General features: G+C 72.1%; 16 protein-coding genes. 13 read left to right on the forward strand and 3 right to left on the reverse strand.

The annotated features are described in order from the left end of the window. Positions 1–109: 109 nt before the first annotated feature. From ACZ4VL_RS22565 to galE, 6 genes are all read left to right on the forward strand, one after another. Positions 110–1066: a barstar family protein gene (locus ACZ4VL_RS22565; protein ID WP_468202708.1), complete on the forward strand. Its 957-nt coding sequence runs from the start codon at positions 110–112 to the stop codon at positions 1064–1066. Between the two features lie 167 nt (positions 1067–1233). After that, positions 1234–1554: a 50S ribosomal protein L21 gene (rplU, locus tag ACZ4VL_RS22570; protein ID WP_114057537.1), complete on the forward strand. Its 321-nt coding sequence runs from the start codon at positions 1234–1236 to the stop codon at positions 1552–1554. A 14-nt stretch (positions 1555–1568) separates the two neighbouring features. Next, positions 1569–1823, forward strand: coding sequence for a 50S ribosomal protein L27 (rpmA, locus tag ACZ4VL_RS22575; protein ID WP_008738950.1), 255 nt, complete (start codon positions 1569–1571; stop codon positions 1821–1823). 167 nt (positions 1824–1990) lie between these two features. Continuing rightward, positions 1991–3436, forward strand: coding sequence for a GTPase ObgE (gene obgE / locus ACZ4VL_RS22580; protein ID WP_468202711.1), 1446 nt, complete (start codon positions 1991–1993; stop codon positions 3434–3436). Positions 3437–3512: 76 nt separating this feature from the next. Continuing rightward, a complete protein-coding gene (locus tag ACZ4VL_RS22585) occupies positions 3513–5135 on the forward strand; it encodes a glycosyltransferase family 2 protein (RefSeq protein ID WP_468202713.1) in 1623 nt (540 codons plus the stop codon). 61 nt (positions 5136–5196) lie between these two features. Then, positions 5197–6198, forward strand: coding sequence for a UDP-glucose 4-epimerase GalE (galE, locus tag ACZ4VL_RS22590; protein ID WP_468202716.1), 1002 nt, complete (start codon positions 5197–5199; stop codon positions 6196–6198). A 133-nt stretch (positions 6199–6331) separates the two neighbouring features. Here galE and ACZ4VL_RS22595 read toward each other — a convergent pair whose 3' ends face one another. Together ACZ4VL_RS22595 and ACZ4VL_RS22600 are read right to left on the reverse strand one after the other, a co-directional pair. Further along, complete coding sequence (locus ACZ4VL_RS22595) at positions 6332–7540, reverse strand: glycosyltransferase (RefSeq protein WP_468202718.1); 1209 nt, start codon at positions 7538–7540, stop codon at positions 6332–6334. After that, positions 7537–10407 (reverse strand): bifunctional glycosyltransferase/CDP-glycerol:glycerophosphate glycerophosphotransferase, encoded by a 2871-nt coding sequence (locus tag ACZ4VL_RS22600; RefSeq protein WP_468202720.1) that lies wholly within the window; start codon positions 10405–10407, stop codon positions 7537–7539. Before ACZ4VL_RS22600 ends, ACZ4VL_RS22595 begins: the two co-directional genes overlap by 4 nt. Positions 10408–10565: 158 nt before the next feature. On the opposite strand from ACZ4VL_RS22600, the gene ACZ4VL_RS22605 reads away from it, so the two are divergent. The 7 genes from ACZ4VL_RS22605 to ACZ4VL_RS22635 all read left to right on the forward strand — a co-directional run bounded on the left by ACZ4VL_RS22605 (position 10566) and on the right by ACZ4VL_RS22635 (position 17189). After that, on the forward strand, positions 10566–11639 hold the full coding sequence (locus ACZ4VL_RS22605; protein ID WP_468202723.1) for a glycosyltransferase family 2 protein: 1074 nt from the start codon (positions 10566–10568) through the stop codon (positions 11637–11639). A gap of 4 nt (positions 11640–11643) precedes the next feature. Beyond that, positions 11644–12087 carry a GtrA family protein gene (locus ACZ4VL_RS22610; RefSeq protein WP_468202726.1) on the forward strand — a complete coding sequence of 148 codons (444 nt, stop codon included), beginning with the start codon at positions 11644–11646 and terminating at the stop codon, positions 12085–12087. A gap of 81 nt (positions 12088–12168) precedes the next feature. Beyond that, positions 12169–13296, forward strand: a complete 1128-nt coding sequence (proB, locus tag ACZ4VL_RS22615) for a glutamate 5-kinase (protein WP_468202730.1) — start codon at positions 12169–12171, stop codon at positions 13294–13296. A gap of 58 nt (positions 13297–13354) precedes the next feature. After that, positions 13355–13786 carry a hypothetical protein gene (locus ACZ4VL_RS22620; protein WP_361083996.1) on the forward strand — a complete coding sequence of 144 codons (432 nt, stop codon included), beginning with the start codon at positions 13355–13357 and terminating at the stop codon, positions 13784–13786. Between the two features lie 256 nt (positions 13787–14042). Then, the gene (locus tag ACZ4VL_RS22625) at positions 14043–15320 is read left to right on the forward strand and encodes a glutamate-5-semialdehyde dehydrogenase (RefSeq protein ID WP_468202733.1); all 1278 of its coding nucleotides are present in this window, start codon (positions 14043–14045) and stop codon (positions 15318–15320) included. Between the two features lie 77 nt (positions 15321–15397). Further along, positions 15398–15952 carry an SCO2584 family spore wall biosynthesis protein gene (locus tag ACZ4VL_RS22630; RefSeq protein ID WP_468202736.1) on the forward strand — a complete coding sequence of 185 codons (555 nt, stop codon included), beginning with the start codon at positions 15398–15400 and terminating at the stop codon, positions 15950–15952. A 67-nt stretch (positions 15953–16019) separates the two neighbouring features. After that, on the forward strand, positions 16020–17189 hold the full coding sequence (locus ACZ4VL_RS22635) for an SCO2583 family membrane protein (protein WP_468202739.1): 1170 nt from the start codon (positions 16020–16022) through the stop codon (positions 17187–17189). Here ACZ4VL_RS22635 and ACZ4VL_RS22640 read toward each other — a convergent pair. After that, a complete protein-coding gene (locus ACZ4VL_RS22640) occupies positions 17173–18255 on the reverse strand; it encodes a M48 family metallopeptidase (RefSeq protein ID WP_468202742.1) in 1083 nt (360 codons plus the stop codon). The two genes, ACZ4VL_RS22635 and ACZ4VL_RS22640, sit on opposite strands and share 17 nt — an antisense overlap. Between the last annotated feature and the right edge of the window lie 46 nt (positions 18256–18301).

Here is an 18301-nt window from a genome sequence, read left to right on the forward strand (position 1 = left end):
GCCCCGCCGCGCCCGCTGACCCGTCCGCCCCCCCCCCCCCCCCCCCCCTCCCCCCCCCCCCCCGTCCCCGTACCCGCACGCGGCGAACGAGGAAGGAGGCCGGGCAGCCATGGAGCGGTTCCCCATGTGGGACGGGCCGGGCCGGAAGACCGGCCTGGCCGAGGTGCTCGCCCGCGTCCCGGACAACACCTGGACGTGGCTCCTGCTCGACTGGGACGGGGTCGGCGAGGCGCCCGGCGGCCTCGACGTCGAGGACTTCCGCGACCTGGTCCTGGCCGCGCCGACCGGGATCCCCATGACCTGGTCCGAGGTGCAGGCGTTCGCCGCGGCGCAGCAGGACGTCGTCGACGTGCTGCTGGTGGCGGTCGACGCGGCCGCCGACGCGGACCCGCAGCGGTTCGCGCAGGACGACTTCGCCGGCTGCCGGTACCTCGTCGAGGGCTTCGACAGCGGGACGTGGACGGTGGGCCGGCCGGACGGCCGCCCGGCACCGTTCGACCTGAGCGGGCCGGTGACCCCGTGGGTGGTGTTCGGACCGCGTGACGCGCCCGTGTTCGCCGAGCAGGGCGAGGCCTTCCGGGCCCGGGGCGGCCGGGTGCACCACCTGCGGGCCGAGGACCTGCGGGAGATGGTGTCCGCCTGTGACGCGTTCGCGCGGGAGATCGGGTTCCCCGGCTACTTCGGACGCAACTGGGACGCGCTGGTCGACTGCCTGGACGATCTGCACCCCCACCAGACCGGCGGGGTCGGCATCCTCTGCTTCGTCCACGGGGCCGACGTCCTGCTGGACTGCCCCGGGCTGAAGACGCTCGTCTCCGTCCTGTGCCTGGCCGCCGACCGGGCCAACACGCCGTTCGACCCGGACGGGGACCCCACGGGGAATCCGGTGGTGGTCGAGCACTTCGTCTTCCTGCTGGACGAGGTGGACGCCGCGGCCTTCGCCCCGCTGATCGAGGAGCCGGACGACGTCGTCGCGGCCGTGGACGGAGCGTTCGCCACCGCAGCCCTGGACCTGGCCGCCTGGCGGCCCGTGACGTGGGCGCGGGGCCTGCACGGGCCGGTTTGACCTCTTAAACCCTGCCCCGTAACCTTGACCGTCGGCGTGTCTACGTGCACGCCAGCCACTGAGCACCTCACCTCCCGGGCCGCCGTGCGGCACGGGGGAGGCCGTATCGCGTTCTGCGAGGAACGGCTGGCTTCAGGGGTTCCATTGCGAGCGAGAGAGAGATCCGCGTGTACGCCATCGTGCGCAGCGGTGGCCGCCAGCACAAGGTTGCTGTCGGCGACATCGTTGAGGTTGACAAGATTTCCACTGCCAAGGCTGGCGACACGGTCGAGCTCTCGACCCTGCTCGTCGTCGACGGCGACGCCGTGACCAGCGACCCGTGGGTCCTGGCGGGCATCAAGGTCCAGGCCGAGGTCGTGGACCACACCAAGGGCGCGAAGATCGACATCCTGCGCTACAAGAACAAGACCGGCTACCGCCGTCGCCAGGGTCACCGTCAGCAGTACACGGCGATCAAGGTCACGTCCATCCCGTCGGCCGCGAAGTAAAGAGGGACTGAGCAATGGCACACAAGAAGGGCGCATCGTCCACCCGGAACGGTCGCGATTCCAATGCCCAGCGGCTCGGCGTGAAGCGCTTCGGCGGTCAGGTCGTTTCCGCCGGTGAGATCCTCGTCCGCCAGCGCGGCACGCACTTCCACCCGGGCGCCGGTGTCGGCCGTGGTGGCGACGACACGCTGTTCGCGCTGCAGGCCGGTGCCGTGCAGTTCGGCACGCACCGTGGCCGCAAGGTCGTGAACATCGTTCCGGCCGCCTGATCCAGCTTCCTGCTGATCAAGCGTTCGTAAGTCCCGAGGGCGGATCTCAGCTCTTCCCGGCGTCGTGCCGGGAAGAGAGGTCCGCCCTCGGCGCGTTTGCACGTAGACACGTTTAATGGACAGCAAGGTCTGTCCGGGACATCCCGTCTGTATCTGGAGGAACACCCATGACCACCTTCGTGGACCGCGTCGAGCTGCACGTCGCCGCGGGTAACGGAGGCCACGGCTGCGCCTCCGTACACCGGGAGAAGTTCAAGCCGCTCGGCGGCCCCGACGGCGGCAACGGTGGCCGCGGCGGCGACGTGATCCTGGTCGTCGACCAGTCGGTCACCACTCTGCTGGACTACCACCACAGCCCGCACCGCAAGGCCACCAACGGCAAGCCCGGCGAGGGCGGCAACCGTTCCGGCAAGGACGGCCAGGACCTGGTCCTGCCGGTCCCGGACGGCACCGTCGTCCTCGACAAGCAGGGCAACGTCCTCGCCGACCTCGTCGGCCAGGGCACCACCTACGTCGCCGCCGAGGGCGGCCGCGGCGGCCTCGGCAACGCGGCGCTCGCCTCCGCCCGCCGCAAGGCCCCCGGTTTCGCGCTCCTCGGCGTCCCCGGCGCCACCGGCGACATCGTGCTGGAGCTCAAGACCGTCGCCGACGTGGCCCTCGTCGGCTTCCCCAGCGCCGGCAAGTCCTCGCTGATCTCGGTGCTCTCCGCCGCCAAGCCGAAGATCGCGGACTACCCGTTCACCACGCTCGTCCCGAACCTGGGCGTGGTCACCGCCGGCTCGACCGTGTACACGATCGCCGACGTCCCCGGCCTGATCCCGGGCGCCAGCCAGGGCAAGGGCCTCGGCCTGGAGTTCCTGCGGCACGTCGAGCGCTGCTCGGTCCTCGTGCACGTCCTGGACACCGCCACCCTGGAGTCCGACCGCGACCCCGTCTCCGACCTCGACGTCATCGAGGAGGAGCTCAAGCTGTACGGCGGCGGCCTGGAGACCCGGCCGCGCCTGGTCGTCCTCAACAAGGTCGACATCCCCGACGGCCAGGACCTCGCCGACATGATCCGCCCCGACCTGGAGGCGCGCGGCTACAAGGTCTTCGAGGTCTCCGCGGTCGCCCGCACCGGCCTGAAGGACCTGTCCTACTTCCTCGCGGAGGTCGTCGCCAAGGCGCGCGCCCGCAAGCCGAAGCAGGAGGCGACCCGGATCGTCATCCGTCCGAAGGCCGTCGACGAGACCGGCTTCACGGTCACCTTCGACGAGGTCGAGGAGGTGTACCGGGTGCGCGGCGAGAAGCCGGAGCGCTGGGTCCGTCAGACGGACTTCAACAACGACGAGGCCGTGGGCTACCTGGCCGACCGCCTCAACCGCCTGGGCGTCGAGGACGCGCTGCTGAAGGTCGGCGCCCGCGCCGGCGACGGCGTCGCCATCGGCTCCGACGAGAACGCGGTCGTCTTCGACTGGGAGCCGTCGATGATGGCCGGCGCCGAGATGCTCGGCCGCCGCGGCGAGGACCACCGCATGGAGGCACCCCGTCCGGCCGCGCAGCGCCGCAAGGACAAGGACGCCCAGCGCAAGGACTCCGCGCAGCAGGAGTACGACGAATTCCGTCCCTTCTGACCTGCGTTTCCGCCGTTCCGCCGGCGGAGGCGCCGGTATTGAGGTGATGTTTACCCCGGTCGCCTAGGATCCACGGGTGAGCAGCACCCTTCCTCCCAGCGTCTCCGTCGTCGTGATCGCGTACAACGACGCCGAGCTCGTGGGCGAGGCCGTCACCTCGGCGCTCGCCCAGGGCCCGGTCGTCGCCGAGGTCATCGCCGTCAACGACGCCTCGTCCGACGGCACCGACCGGGTGCTCGACGAGCTGGCCGCCGTCCACCCCCGCCTCAAGGTCGTGCACCGCACGGACAACAGCGGCGGGTGCGGAACCCCGCGCAACGACGGCATCGCGGTCGCGACCTCCCCGTACGTCCTGTTCCTCGACAGTGACGACGTGCTGCCCCCCGGGGCGGCCGAGGCCCTCCTGCGGGCCGCCGAGGAGCACCGCGCGCCCGTGACCGTCGGCTCCTGCGTGCGCCGCGAGCTGCCGCAGCACCACGACACGCCCTGGGTGCCCGGGCTGTACACCCCCGGTGACGTCATCGACCGGCCCGCCGGCCGGCCCGAGCTGGTCCGGGACACCCTCTGCGTCAACAAGCTGTACGAGCGGGCCTTCCTGGAGAAGCACGCGATCCGCTTCCCCGACGGCCGGTTCGTCTACGAGGACTTCGTCTTCACGGCGCGCGTCCTGGCCGCCGCCCCCCGCATCGCGGTCGTCGACGACCTGGTCTACGTCTGGCACGTGCGCCGCAGCGCCGCCCAGGTGTCGATCTCCCTGGACCGCAAGGACGTCTCCAACTGGCGCTCCCGGGTCGAGGCGCACCGCACCGCCCACCGGATCCTCGCGGACTCCTCCCCGGAGCTGGGCCTGGCCTGCCAGGTGAAGTTCCTGGAGTACGACCTGCGCATGTACCTGCGCGAACTGGGCACCGACCCCGGCTACCAGGCCGACTGGTGGACCCTCACCCGCGACTACCTGGACACCTTCGACGCCGCTGCCGTCGAGGCTGCCGGGGCGCACGCCCGCTGGATCGTGCGCGTGCTGCGGGCCGCCCCCGAGCCGCCCGCCGACGTCGCCCGGCTCACCCGGTTCGCCGCCGAGCCGCCGCGGCTGCTGCCCCCGTACGCCACCGGCCCCGACGGCGGGCCCGTGTGGAGCGCGGAACTCCCCGTCCCCCTGGACGGGCTGGACGCGCTGCCGGTCGCCGACCTGCCGATCACCGTGGACGCCGGGCCGACCGGCTCCGGTGGCGGCCTGCGGCTGCGGGTGCACGACCTGTACGGGCGGCTCGCCGAGGCCGGGCCGCGCACCGCCCGGCTGGGCTTCGTGCCCCGCTCGGGCGGCGAGCCGGTGCTCGACCGGCCGGTGGAGCTGCGGCCCGCCGCGGACGGCGACGGCTGGACCTGCGAGGTCCCCTTCCACCTGACGGCCGTGGCCGCCGCCGGGCGCCGCCAGGGCCGGCGCGGCATGCAGGCCTGGAGCGTGCAGGTGGGCGTGGACTGTGCCGACGGGAGCTCCCTGCTCACCTCCCCGCGCCCCCTCGACGCCCTGCTCCGCCGCAGGGCGCTGCTCAGCAGCAGGTACGGTGTTCTGCTGGCGCAGCCGTTCCGCACGGCCGGGGGCTCCCTGGCACTGCGGCTCGCGCCGGGCGCTGCGGGTGCACTGAGCCTCGTACGCAACCGTCTCCACCGGGCCCGGGCAGGCCGCGCCGCGGGATGAGGACGGCAGGCGGCCTCCGGACCGCCGCCCAGGACAACGGAAACGGACTCGGGAGAAACGCATGACCTTTCTGATCACCGGTGGCGCCGGCTACATCGGCTCGCACGTCGTCCGCGCGATGCAGCTCGCGGGGGAGCGGGTCGTCGTCCTCGACGACCTGTCCACGGGCAACGAGGACCGTGTCCCGGAGGGCGTCCCGCTGGTGATCGGCTCGGTCCTGGACCGCCTCGTCCTCGACAAGACCATCCGCGAGCACAAGATCACGGGTGTGGTGCACCTGGCCGGCAAGAAGCAGGTCGGCGAGTCCGTCGAGAAGCCGCTGTACTACTACCACGAGAACGTGGAGGGCCTGCAGGTCCTGCTGGGCGCGGTGGCCGAGGCCGGCGTCCGCAACTTCCTCTTCTCCTCCTCCGCCTCCGTGTACGGCATGCCGGACGTGGACCTCGTCACCGAGGAGACCCCGTGCGCGCCGCTGAGCCCGTACGGCGAGACCAAGCTCGCGGGCGAGTGGCTGGTCCGCGCGGCCGGCAGGGCGCACGGCATCTCGACGGCCTGCCTGCGCTACTTCAACGTGGCGGGCGCCGCCAGCCCCGAGCTCGCCGACACCGGGGTGTTCAACCTGGTCCCGATGGTCTTCCAGCGGTTCGACGCGGGCGAGGGCGCCCGCATCTTCGGTGACGACTACCCGACGCCGGACGGCACCTGCATCCGCGACTACATCCACGTCGAGGACCTGGCCGAGGCGCACGTGGCGGCGGCCCGCAAGCTCGCCGAGTGGGCGGCCGCCGGGGAGTACCAGGACCTCACGGTCAACATCGGCCGCGGTGAGGGCGTCTCCGTGCGGGAGATGGCCCGGCTGCTGAACGAGGGCACCGGACACGACGTCGAGCCGGTGGTCGTGCCGCGTCGTCCCGGCGACCCGGCGAAGGTCGTCGCCTCGGCCGACAAGATCCACGCCGAGCTGGGCTGGAAGGCCAAGCACGACGTCCGCGAGATGATCACCTCGGCCTGGGCGGGCTGGGAGGCCAACCGCGAGGGCGCCCTGCACCACGTGGAGCGCTAGCCGGAGAGCTACGTCTGCGCAGTACGGACGGAGCCGCCCGCCCCCCGTAGCGAAGGGGGCGGGCGGCTCCGTCCGTACCGGGCCGGCGGGGGCGCGGGCGCCGTCGCCGGCCGCGGCCGGGGCGAGGGGCTGCTCAGCGCTCCAGGAACGCGAACAGTTCTTCCCACCGATCGGTGATCTCGGTGCTGGAGAACCGCTGCACGGACCGGAACGCCCGGTCGCCGAGCCGGTCGCGCAGCTCCCGGTCCGCCATCAGCACGCGCAGGTGCCCGGCCAGTTCCATGGTGTTGCCCAGGCGGGCCAGCAGGCCGTCCTCGCCGTGCGAGACGATCTCCCGGACGCCCGGCGCGCAGTCGAACGCGGCTGCCGGCACGCCCGCGGCCATCGCCTCCAGCAGGGTGATCGGGAAGCCCTCGGCCCGGGAGGCCTGCGCGAAGACCGACGCCCCGCGCAGGGCGCCCAGCACGTCGTCGGTGCTGCCCATCCATTCCACCGAGTCGTCGATCCCGAGCGTGGTGCAGTGGGCCCGCAGCGTGGCCTCCTCCACGCCCGCCCCGTAGATCCGCAGGACCCAGTCGGGGTGCTGCGGGGCGGCCTCGGCCCAGGCGTCCAGCAGCAGGTCCACGCCCTTCTCGAAGGCGAGCCGGCCGACGCTCGCGACGACCTTCTCCGTGCGCGGGGCGGGGGAGTCGGGCATGAACGGCAGCGGGTTCGGCATGCTGGAGACGTTCTCCATGCCGGAGCGGATCCACAGGTCCGCGTCCTCCGGGGTCAGCACCAGCAGCCGGTCGACCTCGCGGTAGTGGCGGCGGACCCGGTCGCCGCGGGTGGACTTCTGGCTGGCCTCGTACGACTCGTGGCTCATGCCGATGACGGTGAACCCCTTGGTGTCGGCCAGCGCCACCCACTCCATCGCCCAGACCTGGGTGACGATCACGACGCCGCCGGGGCGGGCCGTGCGCAGCAGGGCGCCGAACTCGTCCGCCTTGGCCCGCATCAGGGCCCGCCGGGCGGCCTGGCGGCGCCGCTCGGGGGCGTTGAGCCGGCCCTTGATGCCGCGCAGGCGGCGGGCCTTGGGCGGGTGGACGTCGTACAGGGTGGTCATCGTGTACGGCAGGTCCTGCGGCAGCTTCTGCCGGATCTCCTCGGCGACCGGGGCGATGCCGACGAGGTGCACGCGGTGGCCGCGGTCGGTGAAGAGCCGGGCCATCTGGTGCGACCAGGTGGTCACGCCGCCGAGCTCGTCGACGCTGTTGGAGACGATGAAGACGTCACGGCCGCCGGCCGCCGCGGCCGCTCCGGTCGTGGCGGTCCCGGCCGCCTCGGCGGTCTGCTGGCTCACTTGCCGCTCCTGGTGAAGAACTTCTCGACGATCTGGCGGGCCGCGTCCCCGCGGTCGTACTCGCCGAACTCGGTGAGGAAGCGCTGGCGCGCCTCGGCGTACTTGGCGTCCGCCTCGTCGAAGGCGGCGATGGCCTGGAAGAGTTCGTCGGCCGTGGCCACGACCGGGCCCGGGGCCTTCTCCTTCAGGTCGAAGTACGTGCCGCGGATGTCGCCCGCGTAGCTGTCGTAGTCGTACGCGAAGAACAGCATCGGCCGGTCCAGGACCGAGTAGTCGAACATCACGGACGAGTAGTCGGTGATCAGACCGTCGGCGAGGGCCAGCAGCGGGGTGATGTCGTGGTGCCCGGAGACGTCGACGACCCGGCCCGCGACCGAGGGCGGCAGGGAGACGCTGTTGAGGTAGTGGGTGCGCACCAGCAGCGTGAAGCGGTCGCCGAGCCGGTCGGCGAACTCCTCCACGTCGAAGGGGAACTCGAAGCCCTCCACGGCGCCGTCCGCGGTCGCCCGGAACGTGGGGGCGTACAGCAGGACCCTCTTCGCCGGGTCGATGCCCAGTTCCGCGGCGAGCGGTCCGCGGACCCGCTCCCCGCTCTGGGCCTCGGCGCGGTGCGCCTCGACCAGGGCGTCGTTGCGCGGGTAGCCGGTGCGCAGCAGTACCTCGTCGCGCAGCCGGAAGCCCCTGGCCAGGGTGCGCACGTCGTGCTCGGAGCGGACCAGGAAGTGGTCGAAGCGGTTGACGGCGGCCTGGAAGCGGTCCTGGGCGGCGCGGCCCTGGGCCTTGGTGCGGGGCTCGTGGAAGCCCATCCGCTTGAGGGCGGAGCCGTGCCAGGTCTGGATGTAGGTGGTCCCCGGGCGCTTGGTCAGGGCCAGCGGGAAGCCCTGGTTGTCGATCCAGAACTCGGCCTGGGCCAGGGCCCGCAGGTACTGCCAGCTCCAGCGCTTGACCAGGGTGGCCTCCTTGGGGAAGCCGTTGGGCTTGGCGCCCGCGTACGACCAGATGGCGTCGAAGGCCACGCCCTGGCGGACCATCTCCTCGTAGATCGCCTTCGGGCTGTCGCTGTACTGCTTGCCCATGTGGCTCTCGAAGACGACCGTGCCCTTCTTGATCGGCAGCTTCGAGAAGACCTCGTGGTAGACCTTCACCTTCTGCTCGCCCGAGCCGAGGTTCCGGCGGGCGCGCAGGGCCCGGCGCAGGGTCTTCTTCACCACGCCGGCGGTTCTGCCGTGCATGGCTCCGCTGATCATGGCCTGGGTGCGGACGGCGGCGGGGCCCTCGGCGGTCAGGACGTAGGAGAGGTTGCCCTTCTTGGTCACCTCGGGCTCGAAGCGGTCGGAGACCAGCCGGGTCAGCCGCGGGCGCACGCGCAGCCGGGCCGCCGACTCCAGGTCGAGGCCTCCGACGGAGACGCGGGTGGTGAGGCGGTCGCTGCCGGCGGTCAGCTTCAGCCGGACGTCCCAGACGGCGTCGATGATGCCGAGGGGGCGCACGGTGCTGCCGATGTCGGCGGTGCCCCGCCACTCGATCGTGCCGCCGGCGTGCCGGACGGATTCCACCGGGAAGCTGAAGGACCGGACGCCGACCTGGCGGCGGGCCCGGAACTCCAGGGTGGCCTTCAGTTCTGCTTCGGGCGCGATCCGGCCGAGCGGGTTCACGACCGTGCCGGACAGGGTGACGCTGCCGCGGCCGTCGTCCTCGTACGAGGTCAGGCGGTTGCCCAGGATGAGGGAGGAGAGCGGGGCGGTGTGGAAGCCCTGCTCGGTGACGTCCAGTATCCGGCGGGCCTCGGCGTCGTCGAGATGTTCGCCACACCAGTAGATCCGCCCGTCGCGCTCGGCGAGCGGCGAGGTCAGCCGACCCTTGTTGATCATGGCGTCGGCGGCCGGGAGCAGGTTGTCCCAGTCCTCCTTGCCCAGCAGGTAGGCGCAGATGGCCTGGAGGTGCGTGACGTTCTCGTACGCGGCCGGGTCGATGCCAGCCAGGTAGCCGTTGGCCAGGCGGGCGAACTCCTGGCGGTACGCGTCGCCGAGGAGCGGCAGGTCGCGCAGGTGGAGCACCAGGTCGTGCTTGAGGAACTTGGCGTCCTTGGCCGTCTTGATCTCGGTGAAGCCCTTGGCGGCCAGCAGCTCGTCGACGCGGCGGTGGATCTCCATCCGGTGGACGAAGTTCGCGATCTCGTGGCGGCGGTTGCTGATCGACTTGGTCGCGGCCTTCTCGACCACGTTCCAGTAGTAGACGTGGTTCGGGATCAGCGTGATGCGGCGGGCGGCGACGTACGCCTGCGCGGAGAAGAGCAGGTCCTCGTAGTGGATGCCGACCGGGAACTCCAGGCCCTGCTCCAGCAGGAACGCGCGCCGGTAGCACTTGTTCGTGGAGAGGGTGTCGTACACCAGGAGGTCGGGGTCCTCGGTGATCGACTCCAGGGTGCGGGTCCGCGAGTAGATCCACGGGTACCACTCGGTGGTCTTGCCCCAGCGGTTGTCGAGGTGCACGCGCACGCACATGCCGGAGACCAGGTCGGAGCCGGTCCGCTCGGCGGCGTCCAGCATGTTCCGGCAGGCGTTTCGTTCCAGCACGTCGTCGCTGTCCAGGAACATCACGTACGTGCCGGTGGCCTGGCGGACGCCGTGGTTGCGGGGGGCGCCGCAGCCGCCGCTGTTCTCTGGCAGCTGGAACGCCCGCACCCGCCCCGGGTGCGCCGCTTCGAGCTCCTGGGCGACCGCGAACGACCGGTCCTGGCTGCAGTCGTCCACGATCACGACTTCGACCCCGTGCAGGGTCTGGTCCAGAACCGACCGGACGGCTGTCGGCAGGCGCTCTGCGTCGTTGTAGACGATGACGACCGCGGAGACGTCAGGCACGTGCACCTCGATCCCTTCGTTCCATTCCGCTTAACCCGTCAAAGCTACCGTGTGCCGCGCTCGGATCCGGCCTGCCGACCCCGGCGTGCATACTTCTGAGGAAGAGGTGAGTGGCGGGTCCGGTCGCCGACAATCACCCGTTCGGACTCCGCCAGGAAGTGTTCATGACGAAGCTGTCCGTAGTTGTCCCCTGCTACAACGAAGAAGCCGTGATCGACAGCTTCGATGTGGAGATCCGCAGGGTCCTGGACTCCCTGCCCGTCGCGTACGAGGTCTGTTACGTCGACGACGGCAGCCGGGACGGCACCCTCGAAAAGCTCCGCAAGATCGCCGCCGAACACGGGGACCGCACCCGGTACGTCTCCTTCAGCCGCAACTTCGGCAAGGAGGCCGGCATGCTCGCGGGCCTGCGCGAGGCCACCGGCGACGCGGTCGTGATCATGGACGCGGACCTCCAGCACCCGCCGGAGCTCATCGCGACCATGCTCGACTACTACCGGCAGGGCCACGACCAGATCATCGCCCGCCGCACCCGCGAGGGCGACAAGAAGGTCCGCTCCGCGCTCAGCCGCCTGTACTACCGCGGGGTCAACCGCTGGGTCGACGTCGAGCTCACCGACGGCGTGGGCGACTTCCGGATGCTGTCGCGGCCGGCGGTGGACGCGCTGCTGTCGCTGCCGGAGTACAACCGCTTCTCCAAGGGCTTGTTCTCCTGGATCGGCTTCGACACGGTCCACTTCGACTACCGCAACGCCCAGCGCGAGGCCGGCGAGACCAAGTGGAAGTTCGGCTCGCTGCTGAACTACGCCATGGACGGGCTGATCTCCTTCAACAACCGACCGCTGCGGATCGGTATCTGGGCGGGTGTGTCGTTGGTCGCGCTGACCGCCCTGTACGCGGTGTGGATCGCGGTCATGGCCATGACCAAGGGGGTGGACGTCCCCGGCTACGTCACCCTCGTGGCGATCATCGTCGGTATCGGCGGCGTCCAGATGATCATGCTGGGGCTGATCGGCGAGTACATCGGGCGCATCTACTACGAGACCAAGCGCCGCCCGCACTTCCTGGTCAAGGAGGCGCACGGCGCCGACCCGCAGGCCCGGCCCGCCGAGGTCCGCGGCGGCGCCGCCACCGGTCCGGCGGCGGCGCCGGCGGCGGAGGAGGCGCCGGCCGAGCGTGAGCGCGGCGGCCTGTCGGGGGCGCGCACCGCCGTCCCGTCGAAGAACGAGGCCTGCTGAAACCATGAAGGAACAGCTCGGCCAGATCTTCCGCTTCGGCCTCGTCGGGGCCGTCAACACCGGCACGTTCTTCGGCATCTACCTGCTGCTGCACCCGTGGATGCCGTACTTCCTCGCCTACACCGTCGCCTTCCTGTTGGCGATGGTCGGCTCGTTCTTCATGAACACCTACTTCACCTACCGGACCCGGCCGACCTGGAAGAAGTTCCTCCTCTTCCCGCTGACGAACGTCACCAACTACGTCATCCAGTCCGCCGGCCTCTACGCCCTCGTGACCTGGGCCGGCATGGACACCCGGATCGCGCCGCTCGTCGCCGCCGCCGTCGCCATCCCGTTCACCTTCCTGCTCTCCCGCAAGATCCTCGTCCCGGGCGGCCGGAAGCGGGACGGGGACGCCCCCGGGGCCGGGCCCGCCGCCTCCGGCGAGCCGCGGTCGTCCAGGGTCTGAAACCGGGGCGCAGCCATCCGCGCCCACCCCGTAGATTGAGGTGGCAGACGTACGCGCAGGGCAAGGGGCAAGGGGACAGACGTGTCAGCGGCTAGGCAAGGTGTCGTGGACGCCCGCAGGATCGTGGTCAAGGTCGGCTCCTCGTCCCTGACCACCGCGGCCGGCGGGCTCGACGCGGACCGGGTGGACGCCCTGGTCGACGTACTGGCCAAGGCCCGCAGCGGCGGCGAGAAGGAGATCGTCCTCGTCTCCAGCGGCGCCATCGCCGCCGGCCTCTCCCCGCTCGGCCTGCGCCGCCGCCCCACCGACCTGGCCCGCCAGCAGGCCGCCGCAAGCGTCGGCCAGGGCCTCCTCGTCGCCCGCTACACCGCCTCCTTCGCCCGGTACGGGGTCCGCGTCGGCCAGGTCCTGCTGACCAGCGACGACACCAGTCGGCGCGCCCACTACCGCAACGCCTACCGCACCCTGGACCAGCTCCTCGCGATGGGAGCCCTCCCGGTCGTCAACGAGAACGACACCGTTGCCACGGACGAGATCCGCTTCGGCGACAACGACCGGCTCGCCGCCCTCGTCGCCCACCTGGTCCGGGCGGACCTCCTCGTCCTGCTGTCCGACGTGGACGGGCTGTACGACGGCGACCCGTCGCTCCCCGGCACCACCCGCATCGACGAGGTCCGCGGACCCGCCGACATCGCGCACGTCTCGATCGGCAGCGCGGGCAAGGCCGGCGTCGGCACCGGCGGTATGGTCACCAAGGTCGAGGCGGCCCGGATCGCCGCCGCGGCCGGCATCCCGGTCGTCCTCACCTCGGCCAGCCAGGCCGCCGACGCCCTCGCCGGGCGGCTGACCGGCACGCACTTCCACGCCACCGGCCGCCGCTCCGCGGACCGGCTGCTCTGGCTCCAGCACGCGTCGACCCCGCAGGGGCACCTCGTCCTCGACGAGGGCGCCGTGGCCGCGGTCACCGAGCGCGGCAGCTCGCTGCTGCCCGCCGGGATCGCCGCCGTCGAGGGCGAGTTCGTCGCCGGCGACCCGGTGGAACTGCGGGCGCCCGACGGCCGCCCGGTGGCCCGGGGCCTGGTCAACTTCGACGCGAGGGAACTCCCGCAGCTCCTCGGCCGCTCCACCCGCGAGCTGGCCCGCGAGCTCGGACCCGAGTACGAACGCGAGGTCGTCCACCGGGACGATCTCGTCCTGCTCCAGGGCTGAGAGTTCGGCAAAACCGCCGCGCGGCGGGCCCGGGACTGGTCAACTGTGAGGGGCGGACATGCCGGCGGCAGGAAGTGGTGCAGACAGGAGGCGGCTGGTGAGACGAGCGCTGACCAGCATCAACGGCGGCGGGGACGAGCGTGCTGAGCCCTCCCGCCTCTGGCACGTCACCCTGAGCGTCTCCGGCAAGCCGGCGCCGCTGTCGGAGGTGCGGCGCGGGCTGGAGCAGCTGGCCCACGACCATCCCTTCCTACTGACCAGCAGATACGCCGACGACCACGCCGAGATCCGGTACTGGGAGGAGGCGCGCGACCTCCACGACGCTGCGGCGGTCGCGCTGCGCCTGTGGGGTGAGCACCGGTCCTCGGCGCAGCTCCCGCCGTGGGAGATCGTGGGGCTGGAGGTCATCGACCGCGCGACGTACCACCTGCGCGTGGCGGAGGGCTACGGCCCGCCCCCGGCCCACCCGGTGGGCGTCCACCCGTACTGACGCTCCGGCCACGCCCGGCCCGGTGCGGCTCGACCTGACCCTGGCCTTGGCCCGCCCGGTGCGGCTCGACCCTGGCCTTGGCCCCGCCCCTGCCAGGCCCGGCCCTGCTCGCGGTGGCCTCCGGCGGGCCGTGGCCCCGGCCGGCGCGGGGGCCCGGCGACGGGGTGTCCCGGCCGGTGCGGGGGCCCGGGCCACGGGGCGTCTCGGGGGGTGGAATCGGCGTGGGGCCCCGAACGGCGGGGATTACCCTGGCCGCATGACCTCGCTCGATGCCACGACCTCCCCCGTCCTCGCCACCGCGGACCGCGCCCGCACCGCTGCCGCGGCCCTCGCCCCCCTCCCGCGGTCCGCCAAGGACACCGCGCTCCTGGCCATCGCCGACGCGCTGGAGGCCCGTACCGACGAGATCGTCGCCGCCAACGCCGTCGACACCGACAAGGCCCGGGCCGCCGGCACCAGCGAGACGGTCATCGACCGCCTCACCCTCACCCCGGAGCGGGTCCGCGCCATCGCCTCCGACGTGCGCGACGTCGCCGCCCTGCCCGACCCGGTCGGCGAGGTCGTCCGCGGCTCGACCCTCCCCAACGGCATCGACCTGCGCCAGGTCCGGGTCCCGCTCGGCGTCGTCGGCATCATCTACGAGGCCCGCCCCAACGTCACCGTCGACGCCGCCGCCCTCTGCCTGAAGGCCGGCAACACGGTCCTGCTGCGCGGCAGCTCCTCCGCGTACGCCTCGAACACCGCCCTCGTCGGCATCCTCCGCGACGCCGTCGAGAGCACCGGCATCCCCGCGGACGCGATCCAGCTCGTCCCCGGCGAGTCCCGCGACTCCGTCCGCGAGCTGATGCGCGCCCGCGGCCTCGTCGACGTGCTCATCCCGCGCGGCGGCGCCTCCCTCATCAAGACCGTGGTAGAGGAGTCCACCGTCCCGGTCATCGAGACCGGAACCGGCAACTGCCACGTCTACGTCGACGCGCAGGCCGACCTCGACATGGCCGTGGAGATCCTCATCAACTCCAAGGCCCAGCGGCCCTCCGTCTGCAACGCCGCCGAGACCCTCCTCGTCCACCGCGACATCGCCGGCGCCTTCCTGCCGCTCGCCCTCGACGCGCTCGCCGACGCCGGCGTCACCGTCCACGGCGACGACCGCGTCCTCGAAGCCGCCCGCGACTCCAAGGTGACCGCGCTGCGCGCCACCGACGAGGACTGGGGGGCCGAGTACCTCTCCTACGACATCGCCGCCGCCGTCGTGGACTCCCTCGACGACGCCGTCGCCCACATCCGCCGCTGGACCTCCGGCCACACCGAGGCGATCGTCACCACCTCGCAGGCCGCCGCCCGCCGCTTCACCCAGCTGGTCGACTCGACCACCGTCGCCGTAAATGCATCCACCCGGTTCACCGACGGTGGCCAGTTCGGCTTCGGCGCCGAGATCGGGATCTCCACCCAGAAGCTGCACGCCCGCGGCCCGATGGGCCTTCCCGAGCTCACCTCCACCAAGTACATCGTCACCGGCGACGGTCACGTCCGGTAGCGGACAGCTGAACTCCGTGTGGCCGGATTTCGGCTGACTCCCTGCCCAAAGCAGCCCCCCAGGTCTACGCTGGTCCCGTGCCGGACGACGTGGGGGGCAAGTACCCGGACAGCGGGGAGCCCGACGACGACCGCGGAGGCGCGGATTTCGACTTCGCCTCCGTGGTGTTCGACGAGGACTTCGTCCGGAGGGCCGAGATCCATGAACCGAGCGCGCTGGAACGCCAGCGCGCCGCCGACCACCGGGCCCGCGCCGAAGCCGAGTCCGCCCGCGCCCTGCCCGGCGGCTGGACCTCCGACGAGGACCCCGACGGCTACGGCTACGGGCGCCCCGACGGCTACGACCTGGACGACCCCGGCTGGGAGTACGGCCACGGCCCGGGCCACCCCGACGCGCCCTACGGCGTCTACGGCGGCAGCCTCCGCCCCTACCGCGGCCGCTCACCGTGGCTGCGGCCGGTCGCCTGGGTGCTCGCCGTGGTGATGGGCCTCGGCATGGTCGCCCTCGCCTTCAGCGCCGTCTACCGCAGCGCCTCGGGCGAGGCGGAGCCCGCTCCCGCGCCCGCCAGCACCCCGCTGAAGGAAGTCAGCGGCGTCGGGGCGTTTATGGACCCCGCCGGCCGCCAACCCTGAAGGTACGACCCCACTCCCGTTCACCGGAGCCGGGGGCTTCTCTGAAGCGGGACCAGCGGGAGAAGCAATGGCCGTGCCAGCAGATCCACCCGACGGCACCCCCGACGGCATCGGCGGGGGCGACGAGGAGTTCCGGCGGGACGACTACGAGTACGAATACCGCTCGGTGGTGTTCGACGAGGACTTCGTCCGGGCAGCCCGCCTCCAGGAGTTCTCCGCCCAGGAGCGGATGGGCGAGCACGCCCGCGCCGTGCGCAGCCGCTCCCTCTGGTCCGGCGGCGGCTCCGCCCGCCCCGGGAACGGCACCCCCAGCCGCAGCGCCCGGCAGGGGCTGCTGCTCGTGCTGCTCATCGCCCTGGCCTTCGCCTCGGCCGTCTACATGGGCCTGCGCAATCCCGCCGTGCCCCAGCCCGACACCCGGACCGAGCCGCTGACCAGCACGGTCATCCCGCTGGCGCCGACCGCCCCGGTGCCCGGCGGACGGCCCGTCGACCTGTTCGCGAACAGCCCCGCGGCGGAATTCCGCGTCGGGGCGGCCGGCATCGCCATGCCCGCCGTACGCCGCACCCGGCACTTCACCGACGGGCAGGTCGTCACCGCCCTGTCCATCGCCAAGGACTACCTGGTGCAGTCCTCCCTGGACCCGGACGTCCTGGCCGGCACCGCCACCCGGCCGGTGCGCGTCCTGGTCGACCCCGACCAGCTGGACCAGTTCGACCGCAGCATGGCCTCGCCCTCCGGCGACGGGCGGCACGCGGCCACCGGCTGGCTGGTCCGCTTCGACCCCGGCACCGCCGTCATCGCGGACCCCCGCGTCCGGGTGAGCGGGAACCTCGCCTTCGAGGAGGTCTCCGCGGACGTGCTGGAGGTGACCACCGACCACACCTTCGTGTACGCCGTACGGCCCGCCACCGGTGTGCCCTCCGCAGCAGACGGGGCCTCGCTGTTCACCGTCCGCCGGGAACTGCGGCTCCGCTTCGACCGGGGGGACCTCGGGACCCGGCGGGCGGAACTGGTCTCGGCCTACGTCATGGCCGGGCCCCAGTCCTGCTCCACCGAACCCGCCGAGGGCTTCCGCCCGCTGCTGGCCGGGGCCGGGCCGACCACGGTCGGCCCGGCCGCGAGCGACCCGTACGCCAGCGGCCACCCGAGGCGCAGCACCGGCCTGTGCGGCGTGCTGGCCCCGGCAGCGACGGACACCGCGACGGCGACCGCCCCCGTCAGTCCTGGGGGGTAGCGCCCCCGCCCTGGCCCCCGGCTCCCGCCCCGGCCCCGGAGCCGTTCGCCCCGGTGAACTTGTCGCGCAGCCGTCCGCCCAGGTCGGCCGTCCCGCCGGCGATGTCGCCCACCAGCTTCATCAGCGGATCCTTGCTGGTGCGCACCGAGTCCGCGTAGTGCGCGGCGGACTCCCGGAAGGAGTCCGAGACCGAGGTGTCCTTGTCCTCCTCCCGGCGCGGGTAGTGGCCGTCCATGATCCGCTGGTAGTCCCGGCTCTCCGACCACTTCTTCAGCTCGGCCGCCCGGACGGTGGTGAAGGGGTGCGTGCGCGGCAGCATGTTGAGGATCTTCAGCACGGAGTCGCGCAGGTCGCCGCTCTCCTCGTACTCCTCGGCCTGGGCCAGGAAGGAGTCCACGTTCATCTCGTGCAGGTGGTTGCCGCCCGCGATCTTCATCAGCCCGCGCATCGAGGCCTGCGGGTCCTGGCCGACCAGCAGGCCCGCCCGGTCCGCCGACAGCTCGGACTTGCGGAACCACTCCCGCAGGGCTGTCACTATCGCGGTGATCGCCACGTTGCCCAGCGGGATCCACGCCACCTTCAGCGCCAGGTTCGTCAGGAAGAGCAGCACCGTGCGGTACACGGCGTGGCCGGACAGCGCGTGGCCCACCTCGTGGCCCACGACCGCCCGCATCTCCTCCTCGTCCAGCAGCTCCACCAGAGCCGTGGTCACCACGATGATCGGCTCGTCCAGCCCGATGCACATCGCGTTCGGCTTCGGGTCCTGCTGCACGTACATCTGCGGGACCTTCTCCAGGTCCAGGATGTAGCAGGCGTCACGGAGCATCTCGTACAGGTGCGGGAACTGCGTCTCGCCCACGCGCACCGACTCCGACAGGAACAGCAGCCGCAGGCTGCGCTCCGGCAGCAGGCCGCTGAGGGCCTTGAACACCGTGTCGAACCCGCTCAGCTTGCGCAGCGCCACCAGTGCGGACCGGTCCGCCGGGTGCTCGTACGCGCGTGAGGAGATCCCGGGGAACCTCCTGCGGTCCCGCGCCGGTGCCTTCTCGAAAACCGTCCCGCTCATGACGCCTCCCCCTTGATCGACCAGCTCTCCACTTGCGTCCATCCTC

Source organism: Streptomyces sp. NPDC029014 (genome assembly GCF_055564695.1).

Coding starts and splice junctions, on each gene's coding strand:
- ACZ4VL_RS22625 (WP_468202733.1), top strand. CDS start 14,043: ATGACCTCGCTCGATGCCACGACCTCCCCCGTCCTCGCCACCGCGGAC.
- ACZ4VL_RS22565 (WP_468202708.1), top strand. CDS start 110: ATGGAGCGGTTCCCCATGTGGGACGGGCCGGGCCGGAAGACCGGCCTG.
- galE (WP_468202716.1), top strand. CDS start 5,197: ATGACCTTTCTGATCACCGGTGGCGCCGGCTACATCGGCTCGCACGTC.
- ACZ4VL_RS22610 (WP_468202726.1), top strand. CDS start 11,644: ATGAAGGAACAGCTCGGCCAGATCTTCCGCTTCGGCCTCGTCGGGGCC.
- ACZ4VL_RS22635 (WP_468202739.1), top strand. CDS start 16,020: ATGGCCGTGCCAGCAGATCCACCCGACGGCACCCCCGACGGCATCGGC.
- obgE (WP_468202711.1), top strand. CDS start 1,991: ATGACCACCTTCGTGGACCGCGTCGAGCTGCACGTCGCCGCGGGTAAC.
- ACZ4VL_RS22640 (WP_468202742.1), bottom strand. CDS start 18,255: ATGAGCGGGACGGTTTTCGAGAAGGCACCGGCGCGGGACCGCAGGAGG.
- ACZ4VL_RS22605 (WP_468202723.1), top strand. CDS start 10,566: ATGACGAAGCTGTCCGTAGTTGTCCCCTGCTACAACGAAGAAGCCGTG.
- ACZ4VL_RS22620 (WP_361083996.1), top strand. CDS start 13,355: ATGCCGGCGGCAGGAAGTGGTGCAGACAGGAGGCGGCTGGTGAGACGA.
- rpmA (WP_008738950.1), top strand. CDS start 1,569: ATGGCACACAAGAAGGGCGCATCGTCCACCCGGAACGGTCGCGATTCC.